13 protein-coding genes are annotated in these 13,212 nt (G+C 64.9%); 12 read left to right on the forward strand and 1 reads right to left on the reverse strand.

The window, feature by feature from the left end; all coding sequences use genetic code 11:
• Nucleotides 1-71 precede the first annotated feature (71 nt).
• Complete coding sequence (gene lpdA / locus QE373_RS02555) at nt 72-1,883, forward strand: dihydrolipoyl dehydrogenase (RefSeq protein ID WP_309683301.1); 1,812 nt, start codon at nt 72-74, stop codon at nt 1,881-1,883.
• A gap of 94 nt (nt 1,884-1,977) precedes the next feature.
• On the opposite strand, the gene QE373_RS02560 is transcribed toward lpdA, so the two are convergent.
• Nucleotides 1,978-2,787, reverse strand: a complete 810-nt coding sequence (locus QE373_RS02560; RefSeq protein WP_309689520.1) for a hypothetical protein — start codon at nt 2,785-2,787, stop codon at nt 1,978-1,980.
• Between the two features lie 540 nt (nt 2,788-3,327).
• Between QE373_RS02560 and QE373_RS02565 the strand changes: the two genes are divergently transcribed.
• The 11 genes from QE373_RS02565 (at nt 3,328) to QE373_RS02615 (ending at nt 13,170) form a co-directional block, all read left to right on the forward strand.
• Nucleotides 3,328-3,693 (forward strand): hypothetical protein, encoded by a 366-nt coding sequence (locus tag QE373_RS02565; RefSeq protein ID WP_309683304.1) that lies wholly within the window; start codon nt 3,328-3,330, stop codon nt 3,691-3,693.
• A gap of 32 nt (nt 3,694-3,725) precedes the next feature.
• Nucleotides 3,726-4,514 (forward strand): F0F1 ATP synthase subunit A, encoded by a 789-nt coding sequence (atpB, locus tag QE373_RS02570; RefSeq protein WP_057508092.1) that lies wholly within the window; start codon nt 3,726-3,728, stop codon nt 4,512-4,514.
• A 65-nt stretch (nt 4,515-4,579) separates the two neighbouring features.
• A complete protein-coding gene (gene atpE, locus QE373_RS02575; RefSeq protein ID WP_042614569.1) occupies nt 4,580-4,882 on the forward strand; it encodes a F0F1 ATP synthase subunit C in 303 nt (100 codons plus the stop codon).
• Nucleotides 4,883-4,996: 114 nt separating this feature from the next.
• Nucleotides 4,997-5,467, forward strand: coding sequence for a F0F1 ATP synthase subunit B (locus QE373_RS02580; RefSeq protein ID WP_042614570.1), 471 nt, complete (start codon nt 4,997-4,999; stop codon nt 5,465-5,467).
• 1 nt (nt 5,468) lies between these two features.
• The gene (locus QE373_RS02585; protein ID WP_057508091.1) at nt 5,469-5,996 is read left to right on the forward strand and encodes a F0F1 ATP synthase subunit delta; all 528 of its coding nucleotides are present in this window, start codon (nt 5,469-5,471) and stop codon (nt 5,994-5,996) included.
• 44 nt (nt 5,997-6,040) lie between these two features.
• Nucleotides 6,041-7,588 carry a F0F1 ATP synthase subunit alpha gene (gene atpA, locus QE373_RS02590; protein ID WP_101101212.1) on the forward strand — a complete coding sequence of 516 codons (1,548 nt, stop codon included), beginning with the start codon at nt 6,041-6,043 and terminating at the stop codon, nt 7,586-7,588.
• Between the two features lie 58 nt (nt 7,589-7,646).
• Nucleotides 7,647-8,510, forward strand: coding sequence for a F0F1 ATP synthase subunit gamma (atpG, locus tag QE373_RS02595; RefSeq protein ID WP_042614573.1), 864 nt, complete (start codon nt 7,647-7,649; stop codon nt 8,508-8,510).
• A 37-nt stretch (nt 8,511-8,547) separates the two neighbouring features.
• On the forward strand, nt 8,548-9,954 hold the full coding sequence (atpD, locus tag QE373_RS02600) for a F0F1 ATP synthase subunit beta (RefSeq protein WP_042614574.1): 1,407 nt from the start codon (nt 8,548-8,550) through the stop codon (nt 9,952-9,954).
• Nucleotides 9,955-10,067: 113 nt separating this feature from the next.
• On the forward strand, nt 10,068-10,490 hold the full coding sequence (locus tag QE373_RS02605; RefSeq protein WP_309683312.1) for a F0F1 ATP synthase subunit epsilon: 423 nt from the start codon (nt 10,068-10,070) through the stop codon (nt 10,488-10,490).
• 196 nt (nt 10,491-10,686) lie between these two features.
• Nucleotides 10,687-10,950: a hypothetical protein gene (locus QE373_RS02610; protein ID WP_309683314.1), complete on the forward strand. Its 264-nt coding sequence runs from the start codon at nt 10,687-10,689 to the stop codon at nt 10,948-10,950.
• A gap of 18 nt (nt 10,951-10,968) precedes the next feature.
• Nucleotides 10,969-13,170, forward strand: a complete 2,202-nt coding sequence (locus QE373_RS02615; protein WP_309683317.1) for a hypothetical protein — start codon at nt 10,969-10,971, stop codon at nt 13,168-13,170.
• Nucleotides 13,171-13,212 lie beyond the last annotated feature (42 nt).

The raw sequence follows: 13,212 nt of genomic DNA on the forward strand, positions 1-13,212 counted from the left end.
TGCGCGCGGCCGCGTGACGAACTGCAGCAGACGCCCGCCGGCCTTCCCGCGCGGGCATGAAGGAAACCACCATGGCCACGATTGAAGTCAAGGTTCCCGACATCGGTGATTACAGCGATGTGCCGGTGATTGAAATACTGGTCGCCGTCGGCGACACGGTGAAGAAGGACCAGGGTCTGCTGACCCTGGAATCGGACAAGGCAACGCTGGAAGTGCCGTCCTCGGCCGCCGGCGTGGTCAAGGAAGTGAAGGTCAAGCTCGGCGATACGCTGTCCGAAGGCGCCGTCGTGGTGCTGCTGGAAGCGGAAGGCGAGGGCGCTGCACCGGCTGCGCCGGCCAAGGCCGCTGCGCCCGCGGCCGCTGCACCGAACAGCAAGCCGCCGGTTACCCCGTCGCACCGCGCGCCGGCTGAACCGGCCGCGCCGAAGCCTGCATTGTCTTCCGGCAAGGCTGCCGACATCGAATGCGCGATGGTCGTGCTGGGCTCCGGCCCGGGCGGTTATACCGCGGCCTTCCGCGCCGCCGACGTCGGCCTGGATACCGTCATCGTGGAGCGTTACGCCAGCCTGGGCGGCGTCTGCCTCAACGTCGGCTGCATTCCGTCCAAGGCGCTGCTGCATGCCGCGGCGGTGATCGATGAAGTCGCCCATGCCGGCGATTTCGGCGTCGAATTCGGTGCGCCGAAGATCACCTTGGACAAGCTGCGCCAGTACAAGGAAAAGGTGGTCGGCCAGCTGACCAAGGGCCTGGCCGGCATGGCCAAGCAGCGCAAGGTGCGCAGCGTGCAGGGCGTGGGCCGCTTCGTATCGGCCAATGAACTGGAAATCACCGCTGAAGACGGCAGCACCCAGCTGCTGCGGTTCCAGCAGTGCATCATCGCGGCCGGTTCGCAGGCCGTGAAGCTGCCGAACTTCCCGTGGGACGACCCGCGCGTGATGGACTCCACCGACGCGCTGGAACTGGCCGACGTGCCGGGTTCGCTGCTGGTCGTCGGTGGCGGCATCATCGGGCTGGAAATGGCCACCGTGTATGCCGCACTGGGCAGCAAGGTCACCGTGGTGGAGTTCATGGACCAGCTGATGCCGGGTGCCGACAAGGACCTGGTCAAGCCGCTGGCGGACCGCCTGAAGAAGCAGGGCGTGGACGTCCACCTGAAGACCAAGGCGTCCGGCGTCACTGCCGACGCCAAGGGCGTGACGGTGACCTTCGAAGCCGCCGCCGAAGGCGAGGCCCCCGCCTTGCCGCAAGGCACGTTCGACCGCGTGCTGGTGGCCGTGGGCCGCTCGCCGAACGGTGCCAAGATCGGTGCGGAGAACGCCGGCGTGCAGGTGTCCGATCGCGGTTTCATCCCGGTTGACCGCCAGATGCGGACCAACGTGCCGCACATTTTCGCCATCGGCGACATCGTGGGCAATCCGATGCTGGCCCACAAGGCCACCCATGAGGGCAAGCTGGCCGCTGAAGTGGCTGCGGGGCACAAGAAGGAATGGGTCGCACGGGTGATTCCGTCGGTGGCCTACACCAACCCGGAAATCGCCTGGGTCGGCGTGACCGAAACCGAAGCGAAGGCCAAGGGCCTGAAGGTCGGCGTGGCGAAGTTCCCGTGGGCGGCCAGTGGCCGTGCCATCGGCATCGGTCGCACCGAAGGTTTCACCAAGCTGATCTTCGACGAGGAAACCCATCGCATCATCGGTGGCGCCATCGTCGGCGTGCACGCGGGTGACCTGCTGGCGGAAATCGGCCTGGCCATCGAGATGGGGGCGGAAGCCGAAGATATCGGCCACACCATCCACGCCCATCCCACGCTGAGCGAATCGGTGGCGATGGCGTCGGAAATCTACGACGGCACGATCACCGACCTGTACATGCCGAAGAAGAAGTAAGCCGGCACGCGCCGGGGCACTGTCCGGCGCACTTGCCCGGCAACAAAAAAACCCCAGGCAAGCCTGGGGTTTTTTCATTGCGCGGATCGAGGGATCAGAACGACAGGCTGACGCCGGCCACCGGGCCCTTGAACTCCTGCTTCAGGCCGATCACGCCGTCGCTGCCCTTCTGGTCGACGTCCAGCTTGAACCAGTCGTAGCCGGCGAAGAGGCCGAAGTTGTCGGTCAGGCGGTATTCGACGATCGCGTTGGCGCGGCTCAGGTCGCCTTCGTAGTCATCGAAGCTGCCCCAGCTGGTGTTGAGGTACTGGCCCTGCAGGTTGATCATCCAGCGGTCGGCCGGATTGAAGGTCAGGCGCGCGCCGACCACCGGCGCCACACCGTTCTCCTTCTCATCCAGGAAGCGGCCGTTGTAGACGTTGCCCAGGTCGGCATAGCCCTTGGCGCTGATCTGAGCCCATTCGGCACCGATCTGCAGGCCCAGGTCGAAGCGGTCGGTGTCGACCACCGAGTAGTCATACACCAGGGTGGCGACCTGATACTTCAGTTCAGCCTTGACGAAGCTGCCTTCCGGCACGTTGATGTCGCCGAACGCAATGCCGTCGTTCAGCACTTCACGGCGGTCCTTGTCCCACTTGAAGTAATCGAAGATCAGGCGCTGGCGGTCGCTGAAGCGGAACACGCCATCCACGCGCGGCTCCCATTCCTTGCCGCCCATGCTGAAATCTTCGTTCAGGTTCACGTCCTGGCCCGCGATGTTCGTGCTGCCGCGGATGGTGTTGTCGGTATCGATGTTCATCGCACCCAGGCGCAGCGTGAAGCGGTCATCGCCTTCGGCAGCGTGCGCGGTGGAAGCAAAGCCGGCGCCGACGGCGACCAGCGACAAAGCGAGCAGGGTAGGAATGGGGCGCATCGGCAGGAATCCTTGCAGTGGTTCAACGAAAAGTTGCGCCACTATCGCTATGTCCGCGTCCACCATGCGTGAGCGTATTGTGCAGGCGGCGTCTTCACAGGAGGATTCAAACTGTGACGCCCAACGTCGTCATCCACCACAACGTGACATCACCGGCAGCCACCGCGGCCCTATGGCGCGCGCCATGCCCGGCGAGCGCCACGGCAGAACAGAAAAAGTCCCGCCGGGCAGCGGCGGGACCCCATGCAGACCTGCAGAACTGCGCCGACGAGGATGAGAGAGTGCAGGTCGGAAGCTTGGACACACCGTCGCGACGAAAGTTCAATGCTGCACCGCCGCAAGGCCGGGAGCCCCGCTGGGCCTGATTGTCCCGCCCCCGGCAGGAAAAATCCCGGTCATCCCGCAACTTGCATCGATCCGGGATGAACACGCAGCGGTTGTCTCGCAAATTGTCCCATTGCTATAATTTGGCGGCTCGACGAGGCACCACGCTGCCTCATGCCTTTCACTCCAAATGTGCGGGACGTCTCTGTGCTGAATTCCGTTGATCCGGGTCGGCGACTGATGCTGCGCGCCGCGGTCTACCCGCTGGCCGCGGTGATTGTCCTGGCCCTTGGCTTCCTGCTGGTGAGTCCGAAACATGCGCTTGGCGCACTGCTTTCCGGTCTCGCTGTTGCGGCGGGTGGCTGGGTGGCGGCACGGATGGCGTTGGGCGGCGGGGTACAGGCAGCCGGCTCGGCAATGGCAAGGCTGATCGTCGCCGTCGTTGCCAAGTGGGTCGTGGTGTTTGGCGTGTTGATCGTAGGCATCCTGGTGTTCAGGCTGCCGGCGGTGGCACTGCTGGCCGGTATCGCGGTCGGCTTGATGTTCCAGGTCCTGGCTCTGGCCAGGCGTTGATCGAATTTCTTAATAACTAAGGTTCCGGACACATGGCAGGCGAGGCGCTGACACCCACCTCCTATATCCAGCATCACCTGCACAACCTCACCGTTGGGCACGGCAGCCCGTGGGCGCTGCACCTGGATACCATCGCCACGTCGGTCCTGATGGGTCTGGTGATGGTTTTCGCCTTCTGGATGGCGACCCGCAACGCCACGGCCGGCGTGCCGGGCAAGTGGCAGGCCTTCGTGGAGATCTGCCTGGAGTTCGTTGACCGCCAGGCCAAGGACACCTACCACGGCACCAGCAAGCTGGTGACCCCTATCGCGATCACGATCTTCTTCTGGATCCTCCTGATGAACCTCATCAAGATGATCCCGGCCGACTTCATCGCCGTGCCGCTGGAAATGCTCGGCGTGCCGTACTGGAAGCCGGTGCCGACCGCCGACGTCAATGCCACCCTGGGCATGTCGATCAGCGTGTTCTTCCTGATGCTGTTCTTCGCGCTGCGCGCCAAGGGCATCGGCGGCTTCACCAAGGAATTCCTGACCGCCCCGTTCGGCAAGTGGATGATGCCGTTCAACCTGATCCTGAACATCGTGGAATGGCTGAGCAAGCCGATTTCGCTGGCAATGCGACTGTTCGGCAACATGTTCGGCGGTGAAATCGTGTTCCTGCTGATCTGGGTGCTGGGCGGTGCAGGTATCGCCGGCATCTTCGCAGGTGCGTTCGCCGGCTTCGGCTGGATGCTGTTCCACCTGCTGGTGATTCCGCTGCAGGCCTTCATCTTCATGATGCTGTCCATCGTGTACCTGAGCCTGTCGGAAGACGCTCACTGATTTTCGCTGCACCCTTCATCCGTTAGTTTCCAAATCCCTTAGCAATCACGTTCCCGGAGAAAACCATGTACTTCGCCGTCCTGACCAATCTCGCCCAGGTCCAGAGCTCCACCGTCCTCGCCGTCGGCATCATGATCGGCCTGGCCGCGCTGGGCGCAGGCCTGGGTCTGGCCATCATGGCTGGTAAGTTCCTGGAATCGGCCGCGCGCCAGCCGGAACTGATCCCGGTGCTGCAGGTCCGCATGTTCATCACCGCCGGCCTGATCGATGCCGCGTTCATCATCTCGGTCGCCGTGGGCCTGCTGTTCGCCTTCGCCAACCCGATGGTCGGCGAGTTCGTCGCCCGCCTGCCGGCAGTGGCTGGCTGATCCAGCCCCAAGTGAAACGACCGGGCGCTTCGGCGCCTGGTTGCGGATGAAGGTTCGGAGGTGCCGCCCGCAAGGCGGCACGTCCACCCCGTCACCACTGACTGAGCGAAAACAATGGATATCGGTTTTACCCTCATCGCCCAGGCCCTGGCCTTTGCTGCCCTGATCTGGATCATCGCGACCAAGATCTGGCCGCCCCTGATGAACGCGATCGAAGAGCGCCAGCAGAAGATCGCTGAAGGTCTCGCCGCTGCCGATCGCAGCCAGAAGGACCTCGCCCAGGCACAGGACAAGGTCAACGAAGCGCTGAAGGAAGCCCGCGGCAAGGCCAATGAAATCATTGACCAGGCCCATGCGCGCGCCAACCAGATCGTTGAAGCCGCCAAGAACGAAGCGATCACCGAAGCCAACCGCCAGAAAGAACTGGCCCAGGCTGAAATCGACCTCGCTGCCAACCGTGCCCGCGAAGAACTGCGCAAGCAGGTTTCCGCACTGGCCGTAAGCGGCGCGGAGAAGCTGCTCAAGCGCGAAATCGATGCCAACGCCCACAAGGCGCTGCTCGACGAGCTGGCTTCGGAGATCTGACATGAGCCAGGCCCTCACGCTTGCCCGTCCCTACGCCCGCGCCGCTTTTGCGACCGCGCGCGACGAAGGTGCGTTCGCGCCGTGGTCGGACGCGCTTGCGTTCTCCGCCCACGTCGCTGCCGACCCGCGCGTGTCGGCCCTGCTCGCCAACCCGGAGCTGGGTCGCGACGATGCCGTCGCCCTGCTGGCACCGGAACAGCGCAGCGAGACCTTCTCGCGTTTCCTGTCCATCCTGGCCGATGCCCACCGCCTGCCGCTGCTGCCGGAAATCGCCGGCATGTACGACCAGCTGCGTGCCGAAGCCGAACACGTGGTCAAGGCCACCGTGACCTCGGCCAACGAACTGGCCGCCGGTGAACTGGATGCGATCAAGGCTGCCCTGCGCAAGCGCTTCGGCCGCGACGTGGAAGTGTCCACCGCGGTGGATGCCTCGCTGATCGGCGGCGCCGTGATCGACGCCGGTGACGTGGTCATCGACGGTTCGCTGAAGGGCAAGCTTGCCCGCCTGCAGACCGCGCTCGCTAACTGAATTCAATTACCGTCCGGCCTCAACGCCGGCACTAGGACTCGACGATGGCAACCACGCTCAACCCCTCCGAAATCAGCGAACTGATCAAGAACCGCATCGAGAAGGTCAAGCTGGCCGCGGAATCGCGCAACGAAGGCACCGTGACCAGCGTGTCCGACGGCATCGTGCGCATCTTCGGCCTGGCCGACGTGATGCAGGGCGAAATGATCGAACTGCCGAACAACACCTTCGCCCTGGCCCTGAACCTGGAGCGCGACTCGGTCGGCGCCGTGGTGCTGGGTGAATACCAGAACCTGCGCGAAGGCGACGTGGCCAAGACCACCGGCCGCATCCTGGAAGTGCCGGTCGGTCCGGAACTGCTCGGCCGCGTAGTGAACGCGCTGGGCGAGCCGATCGACGGCAAGGGCCCGCTGGGCACCCAGCTGACCGCTCCGGTGGAGCGCGTTGCCCCGGGCGTGATCTGGCGCAAGTCGGTCGACCAGCCGGTGCAGACCGGTTACAAGTCGGTCGACTCGATGATCCCGATCGGCCGCGGCCAGCGCGAGCTGGTCATCGGTGACCGCCAGACCGGCAAGACCGCCCTGGCCATCGATGCGGTGATCAACCAGAAGGACACCGGCATCAAGTGCGTGTACGTCGCGATCGGCCAGAAGGCATCGACCGTGGCCAACATCGTGCGCAAGCTGGAAGAAAACGGCGCCCTGGCCCACACCGTGGTCGTGGCCGCCACCGCGTCCGAATCGGCCGCGATGCAGTACATCAGCGCCTACTCCGGCTGCACCATGGGCGAGTACTTCATGGACCGCGGCGAAGACGCGCTGATCGTGTACGACGATCTGTCCAAGCAGGCCGTTGCCTACCGCCAGATCTCGCTGCTGCTGAAGCGTCCGCCGGGCCGTGAAGCCTACCCGGGTGACGTGTTCTACCTGCACTCCCGCCTGCTCGAGCGCGCTGCCCGCGTGTCCGAAGAGTATGTGGAGAAGTTCACCAACGGTGCGGTGACCGGCAAGACCGGTTCGCTGACCGCGCTGCCGATCATCGAAACGCAGGCCGGCGACGTGTCCGCGTTCGTGCCGACCAACGTGATCTCGATCACCGACGGCCAGATCTTCCTGGAAACCGACCTGTTCAACGCCGGTATCCGTCCGGCCGTCAACGCCGGTATCTCGGTGTCGCGCGTGGGTGGTTCGGCCCAGACCAAGATCATCAAGAAGCTGTCCGGCGGCATCCGTATCTCGCTGGCCCAGTACCGCGAGCTGGCTGCGTTCGCGCAGTTCGCTTCGGACCTGGACGAAGCGACCCGCAAGCAGCTTGAGCGCGGCCAGCGCGTCACCGAGCTGATGAAGCAGAAGCAGTACGCCCCGATGTCGATCGCCAACCAGGCGCTGTCGATCTACGCCGTCAACGAGGGTTACCTCGACGACGTGCCGGTCAACAAGCTGCTGGCGTTCGAAGAAGGCCTGCACGCGCACTTCGCCAACACCCAGGGCGAGCTGATCGGCAAGGTCAACGCCACCGGCGGCTGGGACAATGACATCGAAGGTGCCTTCAAGAAGGGCATCACCGAGTTCAAGACCACCGGCAGCTGGTAACAGCGCACGTGGAGCGGGGCAGGTCCCCGCTCTACCGTTGAACATACGGGAATAAGAGATGGCAAGCGGACGCGAAATCAAAACCAAGATCAAGAGCGTGCAGAACACCCGCAAGGTGACGCGCGCGCTCGAGATGGTCTCGGCCTCCAAGATCCGCAAGGCGCAGGAGCGGATGAAGACATCGCGTCCGTACGCGCAGGCGATGAAGCAGGTGATCGGCCACCTGGCCCAGGCCAGCACCGATTACCAGCATGCGTTCCTGGTCGAGCGTGAACAGGTCAAGCGCGTGGGCTACATCGTGATCTCGTCGGATCGCGGCCTGGCCGGCGGCCTGAACAACAACCTGTTCCGCAAGACGCTGGGCGAAGCCCGTGCCTGGCAGGAAAAGGGTGCCGAAGTGGACATGGTGACGATCGGCCAGAAGGCTTCGACCTTCTTCCGTCGCATCAAGGTCAACATGGTCGGCAGCGTGACCCACCTGGGTGACGTGCCGCGCCTGGAATCGCTGATCGGCGTGATCAAGGTGATGCTCGATGCATTCACCGAGGGCAAGGTCGATCGCGTGTACCTGGTGTACAACCGCTTCGTCAACACCATGACCCAGACCGCCAGCTTCGACCAGCTGCTGCCGTTGCCGGCCGCTGAAAAGCAGGTCGCGCACCACGACTGGGACTACCTGTACGAACCCGATGCCGCGACCGTGCTGGAGCACGTGATGACGCGTTACATCGAGTCGCTGGTGTACCAGGCGGTGCTGGAAAACGTTGCTTCCGAGCATGCGGCACGCATGGTGGCGATGAAGGCGGCCAGCGACAACGCGAACAAGCTGATCGGAACCCTGCAGCTGGTCTACAACAAGGCCCGCCAGGCAGCGATCACCCAGGAAATCTCCGAAATCGTCGGCGGCGCAGCAGCAGTTTGACGCGCACGTCCAAAGCACAAATCTAGAGGATGCAGCAATGAGTCAGGGCAAGATCGTTCAGATCATCGGCGCGGTCGTCGACGTCGAGTTCCCCCGTGAGTCGGTACCGAAGGTGTATGACGCACTGAAGGTCGACAACACCGAAATCACCCTCGAAGTCCAGCAGCAGCTGGGCGACGGCGTGGTCCGCTGCATCGCCCTCGGTTCCACCGATGGCCTGAAGCGCAACCTGGTCGCCACCAACACCGAGCGCGGCATCTCCGTGCCGGTCGGCCCGGGCACCCTGGGTCGCATCATGGACGTGCTGGGTCGCCCGATCGACGAAGCCGGCCCGGTGGCCGCCAGTGACACGTGGGAAATCCACCGTGCCGCGCCGTCGTACGAAGACCAGTCCCCGGCCACCGAGCTGCTGGAAACCGGCATCAAGGTCATCGACCTGATGTGCCCGTTCGCCAAGGGCGGCAAGGTCGGCCTGTTCGGCGGCGCTGGCGTCGGCAAGACCGTCAACATGATGGAGCTGATCAACAACATCGCCAAGGCGCACAGCGGCCTGTCCGTGTTCGCCGGCGTGGGTGAGCGCACCCGTGAGGGCAACGACTTCTACCACGAGATGAAGGACTCCAACGTCCTGGACAAGGTCGCGATGGTGTACGGCCAGATGAACGAGCCGCCGGGCAACCGCCTGCGCGTCGCGCTGACCGGCCTGACCATGGCCGAGTACTTCCGCGACGAGAAGGACGCGTCGGGCAAGGGCAAGGACGTGCTGCTGTTCGTCGACAACATCTACCGCTACACCCTGGCCGGTACCGAAGTGTCGGCACTGCTGGGCCGCATGCCGTCGGCCGTGGGCTACCAGCCCACCCTGGCCGAGGAAATGGGCGTCCTGCAGGAGCGCATCACTTCCACCAAGAACGGCTCGATCACCTCGATCCAGGCCGTCTACGTGCCGGCCGATGACTTGACCGATCCGTCGCCGGCGACCACCTTCGCCCACCTGGATTCGACCGTGACCCTGTCGCGTTCGATCGCCTCGCTGGGTATCTACCCGGCCGTGGATCCGCTGGATTCCACCAGCCGCCAGATGGACCCGCTGGTCATCGGCCACGAGCATTACGACACCGCCCAGCGCGTCCAGCAGACCCTGCAGAAGTACAAGGAACTGAAGGACATCATCGCCATCCTGGGCATGGACGAACTGTCCGAAGAAGACAAGCAGGCCGTGACCCGCGCCCGCAAGATCGAGCGCTTCTTCAGCCAGCCGTTCCACGTGGCCGAAGTGTTCACCGGTTCGCCGGGCAAGTACGTGTCGCTGAAGGACACCATCCGTGGCTTCAAGGCCATCGTCGATGGTGAATACGACCACCTGCCGGAGCAGGCGTTCTACATGGTCGGCGGCATCGAAGAAGCGGTCGAAAAGGCCAAGAAGATGGCCGAAAAGGCCTGATCCGGATCGGGCGGGAGCGATCCTGCCCGACCTGACACCGGCGCTGGACACCCGTCCGCGCCGTGGCTCCTCCCCGGTGGCATCGTGCCGCCGCGAACAGTGAAGAGATTTGCATGAGCACGATCCGTTGCGACATCGTCAGCGCCGAGCAGGAAATCTTCCGGGGTGAAGCGACCCTGGTCGTGGCCACCGGTGAGCTGGGCGAGCTGGGCATCGCGCCCAAGCACGCACCGCTGATCACCCGCCTCAAGCCGGGCAAGGTGGTGGTGACCCAGGCCAATGGCGAGCAGCTGGACTTCTTCATCTCCGGCGGGATCCTGGAAGTGCAGCCGCAGGTGGTTACCGTGCTGGCTGACACCGCGATCCGCGCGCAGGATATCGATGAAGCATCGGTGCGCAAGGCCAAGGAAGAAGCCGAGCGCATGCTGGCCAACCGGGGTGAAGGCATGGAGATCGCCGAGGCCCAGCAGAAGCTGGCCGAAGTGACGGCCCAGCTGCAGGCGCTGGAGCGCCTGCGCAAGAACCTGAAGCACTGAACTTCCGGGCGGGTTCGGTGGGTGACGACCGCTGGTCGTCACGCGCCATCTCCGCTGGTTGGTCCGACGCCGGCCCTGGGCCGGCGTTTGTATTTTCCGCGCATTGCCGATGGTGCTGGCCGAACTGTGCGCCGGTTCCTCGTGCTGGCGACCACGGGTGTTCACCCTAGGGGCTCCTTCTACCGGAAGGCACGCCATGCCTGTCCTCAGTTACTGCCGGGCAGTGCTTCTCGCCACGTTACTGCCTGCGGCCGCGCAGCCACTGCGTGGCATCATCAACGTGGTAGACGAAAAGCTGCCTGCGCCATGGCATGGCATCGCCCGGCGGCGCGGCGGGCCGGGCTGCACGAAGACGCTTGCGGAAGCGGTGAATGACCGCATGCAGGGGCCCCTCGGGCATGCCGCGCTGGTGCGGGCTATGATTGATCTTTGCCGCCCCGAAGCTGGCGGCGCGCGCTGATAGAGCAAGGAGAGCAGGGTGCAGCAGACTATCGGCGCGGTTTCGCTCATCAACCGCTGGACCCGTTCAACCGCGACGCCAGGTTTCGCATGGTGCGTAATGTGGCTGGTGCTGTGCCTGCCGTGGCTGCTCGGCGTCTGGACGATTCCCTTCGATGCCGTCCAGCAGTTTTTTCCTGCGGTGAGCTTCACCGCCCAGCAGCTGCTGCTGGGGGACGCCGCGTGGTGGAATCCTTACCTGCACGGCGGTTATCCGCAGCTGGCCGACCCGCAGATGATGACCCTGCAGCCGACCGTGGTGCTGCCGATGCTGCTGGCGCCTGCCTCGCTGCACTGGTTCACGGTGGTGATCCTGCTGCATGTGATGGTAGCGGGGATGGGTGCGTTGAAACTTGCGGCAACCCAAGGGTTACAGCGGTTGCCGCAGCTGATGTTCGCACTGGTTTTCCTGTTCGGCGGGGTCGCGGCGGCGCGCCTGCAGCACACCCCGATGATCGTCAGTTACTGCCTGCTGCCTTGGTTGTGGCTGGCGCTGGACCAGCTGCGGCATCATCTACGCTGGCGTCATGCCGTGCTGGCCGGCGTTGTCGGGGGGCTGTGTGCGCTACAGCTGACCCAGGTCACCTACCTGATCGTGCTGGCGTGTGCGGTGTATGCCATCGCTGCGATCGCCATGGCGCGCGCCCGGCGCATCCGCCTGTGCCTGCAGCTTGCGACGGTAGGCGCGATGGCAGCGGCGATCAGTGCCCCCCAATGGCTGTCCACGTTCGCATGGCTGGCCCATACCAACCGTGATGGGGTGTCATTGCAGGCCGCCCTGCCGGGCGCCATCCACTGGCAATCGCTTGTCACGTTGCTGTCCGGCAATGTGTTCGAACAGGGACGCGGTGACAGCTGGGCGTTCGGGGATATCACCACCGACTATCTGTACATGGGGGCTGTGCCGCTGGCGGTGTGGCTTGCATGGGGTGGCGCGGTGGTGCGCAGCGATCCGCGCGGCGCGCGCATCGCGCTGGCGGTCTTCGTGCTGGCCGTGCTGTTCGCGCTCGGCGGGGCCACGCCCTTGTTCCCGTGGCTGTTCGGCTGGCTGCCGGGGCTGGACCTGTTCCGTCGCCCGTCGGATGGATTGTTCCTCGCCGTCCCGGCGGCGGCATGGCTGTCCGCGCATGCGCTGCAGTCGGCCCTGCAGCGCGATCCGTTGCGCCCGCACCTGCCATCGCTGCTGGTGGTGGTCATGCTGGCCGTTGCCGGTGCGTGGCTGGTCCTGGGCAGTGGACGCCTGCAGGGGGGGGCGTGGCTGGCAATCAGCGTCGCCATCGGGGCGGTCGCGGTGCGTCAGTTGATACGTCACCGGTCGCCCTCGCGCTGGCTGCTGGGACTGATGCTGCTGGACCTGCTGATGTTCAACGTCAGTACCTCGTTCAACGCGCGCAGCGGCACCCGTCCGGTGCTGACCGCAACGCGGCCCGGGCCGGCGCAGAGCGCGTACCAGTTGCTGTCCGCGCAGCGCAGCGAAGGCCTGCCCGAACGCGCACTGGCCTTCGGCATCGGGCCGTTGACCAATGGCGCGGCCGTCCATGGGCTGGCATTGGCCAATGGCTACAATCCGTTGCTCGACCGCCGCGCCCTGCAGATGCTCGGCATGCCCGGTGATCCGCTCGACAGCGTGCAGCAGAAACCGGAAACGCCATGGACGCCGGACTTCGCTGCGCCGCTGTACGATCTGATCGGCGTGCGCTGGGTGCTGGCACCGACCGCGTTCCCGGGGTCGCATGCCTACGACGCCGAACTGCAGGTGATGCAACGTGACAGCATGCTGCCGCGGATGCTCAATCCCACGGCAGTGCGTCGTCATGATGAAGACCTGCCGCCTGCCGCGGCATTCAACCGGACCGACTTCAGCACCACGGTCTGGCTGCCCGGCGATACGCAGGCGGCGTGTGCCGATGCCGATGCGGGCAAGCTGCAGGTGGGCGCGACGGTCTACCGGGCCAGCGGGCTGAGCGTGCAGGTGGACGCGGCCGCGCCGGCGTGGCTGGTGGTCAATGAGGTGACCGCTCCGGGCTGGCAGGCCAGCGTGGATGGGGCGGCAGCACCGCTGATGCGCGCCAACGGACTGTTCCGTGCGGTCTGCGTACCGGCCGGTCGCCATCAGGTTGCGTTCCGTTTCAGTCCGCTGCAGTTGTGGCGCGACGGACTGGGCCAGCGCCTCGGCCGCTGAGGCGCGTGTGGAGTGAATTTGCCGGTCATGAAGCGGTAGCGC

It is taken from the genome of Stenotrophomonas sp. SORGH_AS_0321, from assembly GCF_031453215.1.
Lineage (GTDB): Bacteria > Pseudomonadota > Gammaproteobacteria > Xanthomonadales > Xanthomonadaceae > Stenotrophomonas > Stenotrophomonas chelatiphaga.